Origin of the sequence: Pantoea sp. ACRSC (assembly GCF_022346785.1) — a bacterium.
GTDB lineage: Bacteria > Pseudomonadota > Gammaproteobacteria > Enterobacterales > Enterobacteriaceae > Pantoea > Pantoea alvi.
The window spans coordinates 176,762-190,354 of record NZ_JAKRNN010000003.1; the positions used below are offsets into that span (position 1 = coordinate 176,762).

The 13,593-nt window shown below is 60.5% G+C and carries 13 protein-coding genes; 4 read left to right on the forward strand and 9 right to left on the reverse strand.

Annotated elements, in window-relative coordinates; all coding sequences use genetic code 11:
• Window positions 1-13: 13 nt before the first annotated feature.
• The gene (gntX, locus tag MHZ97_RS05575) at window positions 14-694 is read right to left on the reverse strand and encodes a DNA utilization protein GntX (RefSeq protein WP_239314901.1); all 681 of its coding nucleotides are present in this window, start codon (window positions 692-694) and stop codon (window positions 14-16) included.
• Between the two features lie 35 nt (window positions 695-729).
• Here gntX and bioH point away from each other — a divergent pair, with 35 nt between their 5' ends.
• Window positions 730-1,506: a pimeloyl-ACP methyl ester esterase BioH gene (gene bioH, locus MHZ97_RS05580; protein ID WP_239314900.1), complete on the forward strand. Its 777-nt coding sequence runs from the start codon at window positions 730-732 to the stop codon at window positions 1,504-1,506.
• A gap of 169 nt (window positions 1,507-1,675) precedes the next feature.
• Window positions 1,676-1,945 carry a YdgH/BhsA/McbA-like domain containing protein gene (locus tag MHZ97_RS05585; protein ID WP_103796339.1) on the forward strand — a complete coding sequence of 90 codons (270 nt, stop codon included), beginning with the start codon at window positions 1,676-1,678 and terminating at the stop codon, window positions 1,943-1,945.
• On the opposite strand, the gene MHZ97_RS05590 is transcribed toward MHZ97_RS05585, so the two are convergent.
• The 4 genes from MHZ97_RS05590 to yjbE form a co-directional block, all read right to left on the reverse strand.
• The gene (locus MHZ97_RS05590; protein ID WP_239314899.1) at window positions 1,946-3,637 is read right to left on the reverse strand and encodes an alpha-amylase family glycosyl hydrolase; all 1,692 of its coding nucleotides are present in this window, start codon (window positions 3,635-3,637) and stop codon (window positions 1,946-1,948) included. It lies immediately after the preceding gene.
• 134 nt (window positions 3,638-3,771) lie between these two features.
• Window positions 3,772-6,099, reverse strand: a complete 2,328-nt coding sequence (locus MHZ97_RS05595) for a Tex family protein (RefSeq protein WP_103796341.1) — start codon at window positions 6,097-6,099, stop codon at window positions 3,772-3,774.
• Window positions 6,100-6,199: 100 nt separating this feature from the next.
• Window positions 6,200-6,676 (reverse strand): transcription elongation factor GreB, encoded by a 477-nt coding sequence (gene greB / locus MHZ97_RS05600; RefSeq protein WP_239314898.1) that lies wholly within the window; start codon window positions 6,674-6,676, stop codon window positions 6,200-6,202.
• Between the two features lie 154 nt (window positions 6,677-6,830).
• Complete coding sequence (gene yjbE, locus MHZ97_RS05605; protein WP_103796343.1) at window positions 6,831-7,070, reverse strand: exopolysaccharide production protein YjbE; 240 nt, start codon at window positions 7,068-7,070, stop codon at window positions 6,831-6,833.
• A 531-nt stretch (window positions 7,071-7,601) separates the two neighbouring features.
• Here yjbE and ompR point away from each other — a divergent pair.
• Together ompR and envZ are read left to right on the forward strand one after the other, a co-directional pair.
• On the forward strand, window positions 7,602-8,321 hold the full coding sequence (gene ompR / locus MHZ97_RS05610) for a two-component system response regulator OmpR (RefSeq protein WP_001157751.1): 720 nt from the start codon (window positions 7,602-7,604) through the stop codon (window positions 8,319-8,321).
• Window positions 8,318-9,676: a two-component system sensor histidine kinase EnvZ gene (gene envZ / locus MHZ97_RS05615; protein WP_103796344.1), complete on the forward strand. Its 1,359-nt coding sequence runs from the start codon at window positions 8,318-8,320 to the stop codon at window positions 9,674-9,676. Before ompR ends, envZ begins: the two co-directional genes overlap by 4 nt.
• Before the next feature lie 36 nt (window positions 9,677-9,712).
• On the opposite strand, the gene pckA is transcribed toward envZ, so the two are convergent.
• The 4 genes from pckA to yrfG all read right to left on the reverse strand — a co-directional run bounded on the left by pckA (window position 9,713) and on the right by yrfG (window position 13,586).
• The gene (gene pckA / locus MHZ97_RS05620; RefSeq protein ID WP_239314897.1) at window positions 9,713-11,332 is read right to left on the reverse strand and encodes a phosphoenolpyruvate carboxykinase (ATP); all 1,620 of its coding nucleotides are present in this window, start codon (window positions 11,330-11,332) and stop codon (window positions 9,713-9,715) included.
• A 279-nt stretch (window positions 11,333-11,611) separates the two neighbouring features.
• Window positions 11,612-12,484, reverse strand: a complete 873-nt coding sequence (gene hslO, locus MHZ97_RS05625) for an Hsp33 family molecular chaperone HslO (protein WP_239314896.1) — start codon at window positions 12,482-12,484, stop codon at window positions 11,612-11,614.
• 19 nt (window positions 12,485-12,503) lie between these two features.
• Window positions 12,504-12,911, reverse strand: a complete 408-nt coding sequence (gene hslR / locus MHZ97_RS05630; protein WP_103796346.1) for a ribosome-associated heat shock protein Hsp15 — start codon at window positions 12,909-12,911, stop codon at window positions 12,504-12,506.
• A 12-nt stretch (window positions 12,912-12,923) separates the two neighbouring features.
• On the reverse strand, window positions 12,924-13,586 hold the full coding sequence (gene yrfG / locus MHZ97_RS05635) for a GMP/IMP nucleotidase (protein ID WP_103796347.1): 663 nt from the start codon (window positions 13,584-13,586) through the stop codon (window positions 12,924-12,926).
• Window positions 13,587-13,593 lie beyond the last annotated feature (7 nt).

Below are 13,593 nucleotides of genomic sequence, written 5' to 3' on the forward strand. Positions count from 1 at the left end.
CATCACCGACGCTCTACAAGGTACGGCACAGGCACCATATTTGTACGCTGGCCGCCCCCTGCGCCAGCAAAATGCGGCCGATCTCTCCTACGGTATGCCCCGTTGTCACCACATCGTCTATTAGCGCGATATGGCGTCCGCGCACGTCGATTTCAAGGCGAAAGGCGCCGCGCACGTTGCGGCGGCGCTGCGAGGCGGGTAGCTGGTGCTGCAGCGCGCCGCGTCGCCTGCGGCGCACGCCGTCGCAAAATTCGCAACCCAGCCAGCGCGCCAGCGGCTGGGCCAGCAGCGCCGCCTGGTTATAGCCGCGTCGGCAGGCGCGGCTTTTATGCAGCGGCACGCAGAGCAGCAAATCTGGCCGCGTCAGCCCGCGCGTGCGGTGAGCGTCCAGCCAGCTTAGCAAAAGCAGTCGCGCCAGCATCACCCTGAGTGCGGTTACGCCGGAAAACTTCAGCTGATGCACCCAGCGGCGCAGCGGCGGCTGATAGCCGCTGACGCAGACCAGCGCCTGCCAGGGAGGCGGCGATCGCAGGCAGCGGCCGCAGGCGACGCGAGAGGATGCGGCGGGCAGGCCGCAGCGCGGACAGAGGATCGGCAGCGGCGGCAGGGTGCGCAGGCAAGGGCTGCACAATCCATGTACCGCGACGCGCAGCGGCAGCCGACATAGCCAACAGAGGGCGGGCATTGGTAGCATAGCGGCCTCCTTAACCTTTTACGGGATAGTAACTGATGACCTCGCTTTACTGGCGCACCTGCGGAGAAGGAAATGTGGATCTTGTGCTGCTGCACGGCTGGGGGCTGAACGCGGAGGTGTGGCAAAGCATCGTGCCGCGACTCAGCCCCCATTTCCGCCTGCACCTGGTCGATCTGCCGGGCTATGGCCGCAGCCAGGGGTTCGGCGCGCTTTCGCTGGCGGAGATGGCGCAGCTGCTGCTGCCCCATTTGCCGCCGCGCGCGCTGCTGTTGGGCTGGTCGCTGGGCGGGCTGGTGGCGACCGAGCTGGCGCTGCGCGCGCCGCAGCAGATCGCGGGAGCGATCAGCGTCGCCTCTTCGCCCTGTTTTACCGCCGGTGAGGCGTGGCCGGGCATTAAGCCGGAGACGTTAGCGACTTTCCGCACGCAGCTTAACAGCGACTTCCAGCGCACCGTCGAGCGTTTCCTGGCGTTGCAGACGCTGGGCACCGACAGCGCCCGGCAGGATGCGCGCCGCTTAAAAGAGGTGGTGCTGGCGCAGCCGATGCCGCCGGTGGCGGTACTCGACGGCGGGCTGGCGATCCTGCGCGAGGTCGATTTGCGCGATCGGCTGCCGCAGCTCGCCATGCCGTTTTTACGTCTGTATGGCGCGCTGGACGGCCTGGTGCCGCGTCGCATCGCGTCGCTGCTCGACGCTGCGCTTCCCGCTTCGCCTTCCGTCGTGATGGAAAAAGCCGCGCACGCGCCCTTTATTTCGCACCCGGACGCCTTCTGCCAGCATATTCTTGATTTCTGGAAGGAGTTTTATCGTTAAACCGGGCGCGACGCTGGCAATTTTCTCATCAGCGATAATACTTTCCGGGTAGGCATGGCCGCTTAATGATGTGAATTATCCAGGGAGAGGATAATGCCGTTCCATCTCGCCTGACGCATCCGGCGTCTGCTTACATCTCACATAACGGAAATGAATGAGGGGTACTGTAATGAAGGTGATGAAATGGGTTGTAGCTTCAATGGTAATGGGCGCAGTGTCGTTTTCGGCGGTTGCGGCCAAGGAAGTGACCAAAGAAGAAGTGAAAAAAATGAATCTTGAGAAGATCGGTACGGTGAACACCACGGCGGAAACCACCTCGCCGATGGACGCCAAACGCGAACTCTCTAAAAAGGCTGATGAAAAAGGAGGCAAATACTACCTGGTGATCGCCGGTCGTGAACACGGCAAATTCAGCGCCACCGCGGAAGTCTACAAGTAATCAGCTACGCAGCCAGACAAACTGCCAGGCATCCAGCGTAAGTGGCTGGGTGCCATCAATTTTCCTCTCTGTGATTGCATCCTGAAACAGGCGCGCCTCCGGCAGCGTCACCTCCACCGTTTTAGCGCTCAGATTAAACACGCACAGCAGGCCGCTATCCTCTTGCTGCGGCGGATGACGCCTTAGCACCAGCAAGGCGTTATCGCTGTCGTAGAGCCTCATGGGATTATCGGGATGAAAGGCGGGCTGGCGCGTGCGCAGCTGGATGAGCTGACTGAGGCGGGTATAGATGGCGTGGCGCAGGCTGTCGCCGTCCGCCAGCGCCGCTTCGATCGTCTTTAAATCAAACTTCTGCCGGTTGATGGCGCGGTTGTGGCCCGCTGCTTTAACGCCCTCGTAGTCGTTGCGCGAGCCGAGGATGCTCTGGATATAGATAGCGGGCACGCCGGGAAAGGCCAGCAGAATCGCGTGCGCCAGCAGAAAGCGGCGCAGGCGCGTGTCGTCGTCGTCGTTCTGATGGTTGAGCGCGTCAAGATAGGAGACGTTGATCTCATAGGGGCTGGTGGTGCCGTCGGGATTGTTTTTATAGGAGACCAGCGCCCCCTCCAGCGCCAGATCGCGCACCAGCGCCACAATTTCTACCTCAGAGAGGATGCCGCGCGCCGGGTTAAGGCCGATGCCGTCGTGCGAGGCGAGAAAGTTAAAAAAGGTGGTGCCGCCCTGGCCAGGCTCCAGCGCCCCCGCCCACTGGCGCAGCGCGCGTCCTGACCCGGAGTGGATAGCGTGCAGCACCAGCGGCGGCAGCGAAAACTGATAGACCATCTGCGCTTCGTCGTGGCTGTTGCCGAAGTAGCTGACGTTGTCTTTATGCGGCACGTTGGTTTCCGTAATGATCACCGTGCCGGGCGCGACGATATCAGCAATGGCGCGAAACAGCTTCACCAGCAGATGGGTTTTCTCCAGATGAATGCAGCGCGTGCCGGGCGTTTTCCACATATAGCCAACGGCGTCGAGGCGCACATAGTCCGCCCCTTTTTGCAGGTAGTCGAGCAGCACGTCCACCATGCGGATCAGCACCTCGGGGTTGCCGAAGTTAAGATCGATCTGATCGGCGCTGAAGGTAGTCCAGATAAAGCGCATTTCGCCGTTCGCCATCTCGAACGGCGTCAGCAGCGGCGAGGTGCGCGGCCGCGTCACGGCGCTGAGATCGGTGGCGGGCGGCATGCTGATAAAGAAGTCGTCCCAGCCGGGATCGAGCGCCAGATAGTGTTTAAACCAGGCGCTGTGGGCAGACATGTGGTTGCAGACAAAGTCGAACATCAGACGCGTTTCCTGATGCAGGCTGGCGACATCTGGCCAGTCGCCGCACAGCGGGTTGACCTGATGGTAATCAATAACGGAAAAGCCGTCGTCGGAGGAGTAGGGGAAAAAGGGCAGCAGATGCACCAGCGGAAAGGTGGACTGCAGATGCTGCTGATAGAAGCGGGAAAAGCTCTGCAGCGTCGGCACCTCCGCTTCGCGAAACTGATCGGCGTAGGTGATCAGCACGATATCCTGCTCGTCCCAGTGCGCCTTGCGCGGCAGCTTAACGGCGTCGCGTGCAGCAATAATGTGACTCAGTAAGCGCTCGCGCGCTGCCTGAGGAAAGGTATCAGCATAGATTTTGTCGAGCAGCGCTGTGATCGTTTCCATCGCGAATTGGGTGCCACGTCCCGGGTTGTTTTTTATGCAGGCGTGTTTTCAGCGTAGCGCTCAGGGAGGGATTTTCAACTTTACAGAGGTGGTTACGCGCGCCCGATCCAGAATCAGTCGGGCGCGCGTGGGGTTTAGCGTTTTTTGCCGAACGCCGCCGCCAGCGCATCGCCCATTGCGCTGTTGCCCGCAGGCTGGCTGTTCTGACGGCCGCGCGGTTTGGCGCCGCCGGCTGGACGTGCGCTGTCGCGCGGTGCGCTGCGGGCGCTGCTGCGCGCGTTGCTGTCGCCCGGCTGCTCATCCAGACGCATGGTAAGCGCGATGCGTTTGCGCGGCAGATCGACCTCCAGCACTTTTACCTTCACGATGTCGCCCGCTTTCACCACCTGATGCGGATCTTCAACAAACTTGTCCGACAGGGAGGAGATATGCACCAGACCATCCTGATGCACGCCGATATCGACAAAGGCGCCGAAGTTGGTGACGTTGGTCACCGCGCCTTCCAGCACCATGCCCGGCAGCAGATCGTTAAGGGTTTCGACCCCTTCGGCGAACTGCGCGGTTTTAAATTCAGGACGGGGATCGCGGCCCGGCTTTTCCAGCTCTTTGATAATGTCGGTAACGGTCGGCAGACCGAAGCGCTCGTCGGTAAAGTCGACCGCCTTAACGTTGCGCAGGCTGGCGGGGTTACCCATCAGATCGCTTAGCGCCTGCTCGGTCGCCGCCAGAATGCGCTCCACCACCGGATAGGCTTCCGGGTGAACCGTTGAGGCGTCGAGCGGGTTGTCGCCGTGGTTGATGCGCAGGAAGCCGGCGCACTGTTCAAAGGCTTTCGGGCCGAGACGGCTCACTTTGAGCAGCTGCTGACGGTTCTGGAAACGGCCGTTTTCGTCGCGCCAGCTGACAATATTTTGCGCCATCATGCGCGTCAGACCGGCAACGCGCGTCAGCAGCGGCACGGAGGCGGTATTGAGATCGACGCCGACGGCGTTTACGCAGTCTTCCACCACCGCATCCAGCTTCTTCGCCAGCTGGCTCTGGCTGACGTCGTGCTGATACTGGCCAACGCCGATCGATTTCGGATCGATTTTCACCAGCTCCGCCAGCGGGTCCTGCAGGCGTCGGGCGATTGAGACCGCGCCGCGCAGCGAGACGTCGAGGTTCGGGAACTCCAGCGCCGCCAGCTCCGAGGCGGAATAGACCGAGGCGCCCGCTTCGCTGACGATCACCTTCTGCGCGGTAATGTGCGGATACTGTTTCTGCACCTCAAGGAAGAAGCGCTCCGTCTCGCGCGAGGCGGTGCCGTTGCCGATCGCCACCAGTTCTACCTGATGTCTGGCGCAGAGCGCGGCAACCACGGTGGCGGCTTTGGCAGCCTGGCCGGTGTGCGGATAGATGGTATCGGTCGCCACCAGCTTGCCGGTGGCGTCCACCACCGCAACCTTGACGCCGGTGCGCAGGCCGGGATCGAGGCCCATGGTGGCGCGCATGCCCGCCGGCGCCGCCATCAGCAGATCGTGCAGGTTACGGGCGAATACGTTGATCGCTTCGTCTTCGGCGCGCTCGCGCACCGTGCCCATCAGCTCGGTTTCCAGATGCAGCATCACCTTGATGCGCCAGGTCCAGCTCACCACCGCCTTGCGCCAGGCGTCGGCAGGGGCGCCGTTGAGGCGCAGGTTAAGATGCTCGGCGATCAGCGTTTCGCCGTAGCTTTCGCGCGGCGGCTCGTCGAACTGCGGATCGGCGTTCAGCGACAGCTGCAGCACGCCCTCGTTACGCCCGCGCAGCATCGCCAGCGCACGGTGCGACGGCACGCTATTCAGCGCTTCGTGATGATCGAAGTAGTCGCGGAATTTTGCCCCTTCCTGCTCTTTGCCCTCCACCACGCGCGATACCAGATGCGCGTTTTTCCACAGGTAGTCGCGCACCTTCGCCAGCAGCGTGGCGTCTTCGGCGAAGCGCTCCATCAGGATATAGCGGGCGCCGTCGAGCGCGGCGCGGACGTCGGCGACCCCTTTGTCCGCATCGACATACTGTGCGGCGAGCTGTTCGGGATCCTGCGACGCGTCCTGCCACAGGCTCTCGGCCAGCGGTTGCAGACCGGCTTCAATAGCGATCTGGCCACGGGTGCGACGTTTGGGCTTATAGGGCAGGTAGAGGTCTTCAAGTTCGGTTTTGCTGAGGGTGCCGTTAATGGCGCTGGCGAGTTCGCCGGTGAGTTTGCCCTGCTCGTCAATGGACTTCAGAATCGACTGGCGGCGCTCTTCCAGCTCGCGCAGATAGCCGAGGCGCGTCTCCAGCTGACGCAGTTGGGTGTCATCCAGACCGCCGGTCACCTCTTTACGATAGCGTGCGATAAACGGCACGGTGTTCCCTTCGTCCAGCAGACGTACGGCGGCTTCAACTTGCTCCGCACGCGCCTGCAGCTCACTGGCAATAATGTGGCTGAGATCTTTCATCATCGATTCTGTCTTGCTTACAGGGTTAAAAAACAGGGGACAGTTATACGGACTGAAAAGTGAAATTGCCAGCGATGGGGGCGGCTTTCAGCGATATTCTGAATCAGGCGTCCGGATAGGAAATCTCGTTGACGTACCAGAGCGCGGGACCCAGCGGCGTCTCTACCGTCACGGCGTCGCCCGGCTCTTTTTTCAGCAGCGCGCGCGCCATCGGCGAGTCGATAGAGATATAGTCTTTGCGGCCAAAAATCTCATCGTAGCCGACGATGCGAAAGCGTTTTACCTCGCTCTCGTCATTCTCCACCTCTACCCAGGCGCCGAAAAAGACTTTGCCGTCCTGCTGCGGTGAATAGTCGACAATGCGCAGCGATTCGAGGCTTTTTGTCAGGTAACGTACGCGGCGATCGATTTCGCGCAGGCGTTTTTTGTTGTACTGATAGTCAGCGTTTTCGCTACGATCGCCGAGGCTGGCGGCCCAGGTCACTTTTTTTGTGACTTCGGGACGCTCTTCGCGCCAGAGATAGTCGAGCTCGGCTTTCAGCTTATTAAAGCCTTCACGGGTGATCAGTCGGGTTTTCATACGTATCGACTCAGAAGCGGAAAAGCAGGCAGTGTAAAGCAAAGCAGGCGCGGCAAAAAAGAGTCGGGGAACAGGTTTTCAACGGTGAAAACCCTTTGTGTCGTTCCCCGGTGGCGAAAGGGGCAGGTACAAAAAGAAAAAAGGGCTTAAATCGTTATTTTCCCGCCACGGTGGCGGTGGTGGTAGAAGAAGAGGTGCCTTTGTCGCCGCCGCCAGCGGTCGCCAGCGCCACGCCGAGCAGCGCAGCAACGGCGCCGACGCCGATAGCGTTAGAGTTGCCCTGTGCGGTGGTGGAAGCCTGCGCGCCGGCAGCTTCGCCGGTTGCGGTCGCCGCCAGGGCCGGATTCAGAACGAGGGTGGCCAGCGCACCCAGCACTAACAACGTTTTTTTCATTATTGCTTTCCCTGTAGTGAAGCGAGTGAAAGCAGTGTGGTGCAATTCCCCCAGGGCGGAAAGAGAGCTTTACTGATTGATTTAGCGGGCTTTATTTTTAAATGGTCTGAATTGCAATAAAAATAGCGCAAATCCGAGAGAAGCATGCGGCACCGCGCGCAAAGGCTGGTATTTTATGCTGTTGGCGGGCCGGGCTGGCTAAAATTGCCACAGCCGGGCAAGGCGGCGAATGGCGCTAAAGTCAAATCGCGCGTTAACTGGTTGATCTGCAAGTTTGATTAATAACGGGGGCGATTTTGCGACCGCCGATGGCGAGAAAAATCGCCTGACTTTCAGATTTGCCGCAAGCCTGAGCCGCAGCGCTTAACCGCGTGATTTTGCTCTCAACGCAGCGCTAAAATTAAAGATAAGCTCCTGTTTAATATGCTTTGTAACAATTTCGGCTAGAATATAAACCATTAATGACTGTCCCAGACAGACAACTTTTTTTAACAATATCGGCTCAGGCAATGGCGCCTTTGGGAGTAGAAAATGCAAGAGAACTACAAAATTCTGGTCGTTGATGACGATATGCGTTTGCGTGCGCTGCTGGAACGCTATCTCACCGAGCAGGGCTTTCAGGTGCGCAGCGTCGCCAACGCCGAGCAGATGGATCGTCTGCTGACCCGCGAATCCTTTCACCTGATGGTGCTGGATCTGATGCTGCCGGGCGAAGACGGCCTGTCGATTTGCCGTCGTCTGCGCAGTCAGAGCAACCCGATGCCGATTATTATGGTGACGGCGAAAGGCGAAGAGGTCGATCGTATCGTTGGGCTGGAGATCGGTGCCGACGACTATATTCCTAAGCCGTTTAACCCGCGCGAGCTGCTGGCGCGCATCCGCGCCGTGCTGCGCCGTCAGGCCAATGAGCTGCCGGGTGCCCCTTCGCAGGAAGAGGCGGTGATCGCGTTCGGCAAATTTAAGCTGAACCTCGGCACGCGCGAAATGTTCCGCGAAGATGAGCCGATGCCGCTTACCAGCGGTGAGTTCGCGGTGCTGAAGGCGCTGGTGAGCCACCCGCGCGAACCGCTGTCGCGCGACAAGCTGATGAACCTGGCGCGCGGACGCGAATACAGCGCGATGGAGCGCTCTATCGACGTGCAGATTTCCCGCCTGCGCCGCATGGTAGAAGAAGATCCGGCGCATCCGCGCTATATCCAGACGGTCTGGGGCCTGGGCTACGTATTCGTTCCGGACGGTTCTAAAGCATGAGGCGACTGCGCTTCTCGCCTCGCAGCTCGTTTGCCCGCACCCTGCTGTTGATCGTTACCCTGCTGTTCGTCAGCCTGGTAACGACCTATCTGGTGGTGCTCAACTTCGCCATTCTTCCCAGCCTGCAGCAGTTCAACAAGGTGCTGGCGTATGAAGTGCGCATGTTGATGACCGACCGGCTGCAGCTGGAAGATGGTACGCAGCTGGAAGTGCCGCCCGCGTTTCGCCGCGAGATCTATCGCGAGCTGGGTATTTCGCTCTATACCAACGCGGCAGCCGAAGAGAGCGGGTTGCGCTGGGCGCAGCACTATGAATTTCTGAGTGAGCAGATGGGCCAGCAGCTTGGCGGGCCCACCGACGTGCGCGTCGAGGTCAATAAAAACTCGCCGGTGGTCTGGTTGAAAACCTGGCTCTCGCCCGATATCTGGGTGCGCGTGCCGCTGACGGAAATCCATCAGGGCGACTTCTCGCCGCTGTTCCGCTACACCCTGGCGATTATGCTGCTGGCGATTGGCGGCGCCTGGCTGTTTATCCGCATCCAGAACCGACCGCTGGTGGACCTGGAGCACGCGGCGCTGCAGGTCGGCAAAGGCATTATTCCACCGCCGCTGCGCGAGTACGGTGCCTCGGAGGTGCGTTCGGTTACGCGCGCCTTTAACCAGATGGCCTCTGGCGTGAAGCAGCTGGCGGACGATCGCACCCTGCTGATGGCGGGCGTCAGCCACGACCTGCGCACGCCGCTGACGCGCATTCGCCTCGCAACCGAGATGATGAGTGCGGAGGATGGCTATCTCGCCGAATCGATCAATAAAGATATCGAAGAGTGCAACGCCATTATTGAGCAGTTTATCGACTATCTGCGCACTGGCCAGGAGATCCAGACCGAGCGCGCCGATCTCAACAGCGTGCTGGGTGAGGTGGTGGCGGCGGAAAGCGGCTATGAGCGCGAGATTGAGAACGCCGTGATGCCGGAAGAGCTGATGCTCGATATTAACCCGCTGTCGATCAAGCGTGCGGTGGCGAACCTGGTGGTGAACGCGGCGCGCTACGGCAATGGCTGGATCAAGGTGAGCAGCGGTCGCGAACTGCATCGCGCCTGGTTCCAGGTCGAGGATGACGGCCCGGGTATCAAGCCGGAGCAGCTGACCCATCTGCTGCAGCCCTTTGTACGCGGCGACAGCGCGCGCAGCACCAGCGGCACTGGCCTTGGGCTGGCGATTGTGCAGCGCATTATCGATGCGCATCAGGGATCGCTGGAGATTGGTGAGAGCGAGCGCGGCGGACTGCGCATTCGCGCCTGGCTGCCGCTGTCGGAGCAGGCTGCGCCGGGCAGCAGCGGTACGACGCAGAGCTGAGAGTAAGCGGGCGCGGCGATCGCCGCGCCCGAAGGTTTACAGCACCGGACCTGCTTTAACCAGCGCGGCGCCTGCCGCGTTATCGGTATACTTCTCGAAGTTGGTGATAAAGCGCTGCGCCAGATCGCGCGCCGCTTCCTGCCACTTCTCTTCGCTTTCCCAGCTGCTGCGCGGATCGAGCGTGGCGGCGTTGAGCTGGCCCAGCGCTTTCGGCACCTGAAGGTTAAATACCGGCAGGGTCTCGGTTTCGGCATCGTCCAGCTCGCCAGCCAGAATCGCGTTGATAATCGCGCGGGTATCCTTCAGCGAAATGCGTTTGCCGCTGCCGTTCCAGCCGGTGTTGACCAGGTACGCCTGTGCGCCTGCCGCCTGCATACGCTTCACCAGCACCTCTGCGTACTGCGTCGGGTGCAGCGTCAGGAACGCCGCGCCGAAGCACGCAGAGAAGGTCGGCGTCGGCGCGGTGACGCCGCGCTCGGTGCCCGCCAGCTTGGCGGTAAAGCCGGAAAGGAAGTGATACTGCGTCTGTTCCGGCGTCAGGCGCGACACCGGCGGCAGCACGCCGAAGGCGTCGGCGGTCAGGAAGATCACTTTCTTCGCGTGGCCCGCTTTCGAGACCGGACGCACGATATTGTCGATATGGTCGATCGGGTAGGAGACGCGGGTGTTCTCGGTTTTGCTGTCGTCGTCATAATCGACGCTGCCGTCTTCGCGCACCACCACGTTCTCCAGCAGCGCATTGCGGCGGATAGCGCGATAGATTTCCGGCTCAGCCTGCTCAGAGAGTCTGATGGTCTTGGCGTAGCAGCCGCCTTCGAAGTTAAACACGCCGTCGTCGTCCCAGCCGTGCTCGTCATCGCCAATCAGCTGGCGTTCCGGGTCGGTGGAAAGGGTGGTTTTACCGGTGCCGGAAAGACCGAAGAAGACCGCGACGTCGCCCGCTTTGCCGACGTTGGCCGAGCAGTGCATCGAGGCGATGCCGCGCAGCGGCAGCAGGTAGTTCATTACCGCGAACAGCCCTTTTTTCATCTCGCCGCCGTACCAGGTGCCGCCGATCAGCTGCATCCCTTCGGTCAGGTTGAAGGCCACGAAGTTTTCCGAGTGCAGCCCCTGCGCCTGCCAGTTGGGGTTGGTGCATTTCGCCCCGTTCAGCACCACGAAGTCAGGTTTAAAGGCGGCCAGTTCGCTTTCGCTCGGCTGAATAAACATATTTTTGACGAAATGCGCCTGCCAGGCCACTTCGGTGACGAAGCGCACGCTGAGGCGTGAGTCAGCATTAGCGCCGCAGAACGCGTCGACCACAAACAGACGCTTGCCGGAGAGCTGTTGGGTAACGCAGGCTTTCAGCTGCTGCCAGGTCTCCTGCGACAGCGGCTGGTTGTCATTTTTGCCTGTTCCTTGATCGTTCCACCACAGCGTGTCGCGGGTGGTGTCGTCGCGGACGATATATTTATCCTTTGGCGAGCGACCGGTAAAAATGCCGGTATCCACCGCCACTGCGCCGCTTTGCGTCAGGGTGCCGCGCGCATAACCTTCCAGCTCGGGACGGAGTTCTTCGGTAAACAGCGTATCGAAATCGGGGTTGTGGACCACTTCGGTGGTGCCCTCGATGCCCAAAGCGGCAAGATCTTGCGAGGTCAGGCCGGTAACGCGCATGTGACTGCTCCTTAAATCGTTTTGGTACTGCACAGGCGAATAGTTAGAGGTGCCGCGCACGCCGTCGCCATGCTGCTGGGCGGATGCACGATCGCGCGCAGTGTACTCTTCTGAGCCTGTGGGAAAAGCGTTGTCCGTCAGAAATGCGAACCAGGGCGCGTTAAGCAGCAAAAAGAGCCGCTTTTGAAACTAAAGTTCGCGCGGGCGGGTTATTTTACTTTGTAAATTAAGGGGATATGGCGGGGAGGGAAAAGGGCGGCAAAGCCGCCCGAAGATAAATCAGTGGATGCTGTCGCTGTTTTCGCCTTCCGCGCCGCCTTTGCGGATCGCCGCAATGTCGACCGCGTCGTAGACGTAGTGCGTGCCGCAATAGTCGCAGTGCATATCGACCTGGCCATCCTCTTCGATGATCTCGTCCACCTCATGCTGAGGCAGGGTTTTCAGCACTTCGCCGCAGCGTTCGCGCGAGCAGGTGCATTTAAAGCTCACCGGCTGCGGATCGAACACCGTCGCCTCTTCCTGATGGTAGAGGCGCCACAGCACGTCGGTCGCCGGCAGATCGATCAACTCTTCGCTCTTCACGGTTTCGGTCAACGTCGCCAGGTGGTTAAAGTCTTCGGTCTGCGTATCCTGCGCCGGCAGCACCTGCAGCAGAATGCCCGCGGCGCCTTTTTCATTGGTGCGAATAAACAGGCGGGTCGGCAGCTGTTCGGAACGCATAAAGTAGTCTTCCAGGCAGGCGGCCAGCGTCTCGCCTTCCAGACCGACGACGCCCTGATAGCGTTCGCCTTTCTCCGGCGAAATGGTGATCGCCAGATAGCCGGTGCCGACCATGCTTTTCAGGGTGGCGTCCGCAGGAATATCGCCCTTCACGCGCGCGACGCCGCGCAGCTCCTGGCGGTTATTGCCGTTGATGACCGCCAGCGAGAGCGGGCCGTCGCCCTGCAGCTGCACCGTGATGTCGCCGTCAAATTTCAGCGTGGCGGTTAGCAGGCTGGTCGCGACCAGCAGCTCGCCCAGCAGCGTCTGCACCGGGGCCGGATAGTCATGGTATTTGATGATTTCCTGCCAGGTGTGGCTGACATTCACCAGCTCGCCGCGCACGGCCACATTCTCAAACAGGTAACGATGCAGTTGATCTTGTACAGACATAAATTTTCTCTCGTTGGGGCTAGGCCTGGTCGTCGCCCGTTAATTTAAATTTCATCAAATCGCGGCGCTCTTTTTTATCGGGGCGGCGATCGGGATGCGGCATGGTGAGCGCGTTCATCTTACGCGCCAGCGCCACCTTTTCCCGCTTCTCAATGCTGGCGGCGGTTTCGCTGTAGAGCTGCTGTGCCACCTCGGCCGGGCCGCGCTTGTCGCTCAGCGCGGTAACGATCACGGTGCGCTCGTCGTTGCCCTGGCGCAGCGTCAGCTCTGCGTCCAGCTCGACCAGCTTGCTCGGCTTGCTGCGCTGGCCGTTGTAGTGCACTTTGCCGCCTTCGATCATATCGCGCGCCAGCGAGCGCGTTTTGTAGAAGCGCGCCGCCCAGAGCCATTTGTCGAGGCGCACGCCTTCGCTGCTTTTCTCTTTCATTGCTGCTCCCGTTTACGCCAGCGCGCTGCACAGGGTGCGATAGTCGCGGACCGCCGCGTGACGCTGGAAGACCTGATCGGGACGCCCGGAGTCGGGGTTGCTGACGCCTAAACACCAGCCGATGCCCCAGCTTTTCGCCGCGTCGAGAATGGTCTCGTTGTCATCAATAAACAGCGTTCGCGGACGATCAAATCCGGTATGCTGCTCCACCGCCTGCCACAAGCGCGGGTCCTCTTTCGGATACCCAAAGGTATGGGTGGAAAGTAATAAATCAAGGTGCGGCGCAAGACCCGTCTGCGCCAGTTTGATATCCAGGTTATAGGGATGGGCGTTGGTGAGCAGAATGGTGCGTTTTCCCGCCCGACGCAGCGCCTGCAAAAACGGCACCGTATCTTCCCGCATCGCCGCCAGGCTTCGCTTTGCATAGGTCATAGCGCGAATATCCAGCGCCAGCTCCGCCGCCCAGTAGTCCAGACAATACCAGTTTAGCGTATGCGCCACTGCCTGGTACTTTGCGGCGATCAGCGACTCTGCTTCCGCCAGTGTAATGCCGCGGGTTTCGCTCAGCGTTAGCGGCACATGCTCCAGCCAAAAATGGCGGTCGAACGCCAGGTCCAGCAGGGTGCCGTCCATGTCCAGCAGCACGGTATCGATTTGCGCCCAGTTCAGCGTCATCAGGCAG

Excerpts from the sequence above, each read along its gene's own strand:
- hslR (WP_103796346.1), bottom strand. The coding sequence starts at position 12,911 with ATGAAAGAGAAAAGCAGCGAAGGCGTGCGCCTCGACAAATGGCTCTGG.
- yrfG (WP_103796347.1), bottom strand. The coding sequence starts at position 13,586 with ATGACGCTGAACTGGGCGCAAATCGATACCGTGCTGCTGGACATGGAC.
- yjbE (WP_103796343.1), bottom strand. The coding sequence starts at position 7,070 with ATGAAAAAAACGTTGTTAGTGCTGGGTGCGCTGGCCACCCTCGTTCTG.
- ompR (WP_001157751.1), top strand. The coding sequence starts at position 7,602 with ATGCAAGAGAACTACAAAATTCTGGTCGTTGATGACGATATGCGTTTG.
- MHZ97_RS05590 (WP_239314899.1), bottom strand. The coding sequence starts at position 3,637 with ATGGAAACGATCACAGCGCTGCTCGACAAAATCTATGCTGATACCTTT.
- hslO (WP_239314896.1), bottom strand. The coding sequence starts at position 12,484 with ATGTCTGTACAAGATCAACTGCATCGTTACCTGTTTGAGAATGTGGCC.
- greB (WP_239314898.1), bottom strand. The coding sequence starts at position 6,676 with ATGAAAACCCGACTGATCACCCGTGAAGGCTTTAATAAGCTGAAAGCC.
- gntX (WP_239314901.1), bottom strand. The coding sequence starts at position 694 with ATGCTACCAATGCCCGCCCTCTGTTGGCTATGTCGGCTGCCGCTGCGC.
- MHZ97_RS05595 (WP_103796341.1), bottom strand. The coding sequence starts at position 6,099 with ATGATGAAAGATCTCAGCCACATTATTGCCAGTGAGCTGCAGGCGCGT.
- bioH (WP_239314900.1), top strand. The coding sequence starts at position 730 with ATGACCTCGCTTTACTGGCGCACCTGCGGAGAAGGAAATGTGGATCTT.
- MHZ97_RS05585 (WP_103796339.1), top strand. The coding sequence starts at position 1,676 with ATGAAGGTGATGAAATGGGTTGTAGCTTCAATGGTAATGGGCGCAGTG.
- pckA (WP_239314897.1), bottom strand. The coding sequence starts at position 11,332 with ATGCGCGTTACCGGCCTGACCTCGCAAGATCTTGCCGCTTTGGGCATC.
- envZ (WP_103796344.1), top strand. The coding sequence starts at position 8,318 with ATGAGGCGACTGCGCTTCTCGCCTCGCAGCTCGTTTGCCCGCACCCTG.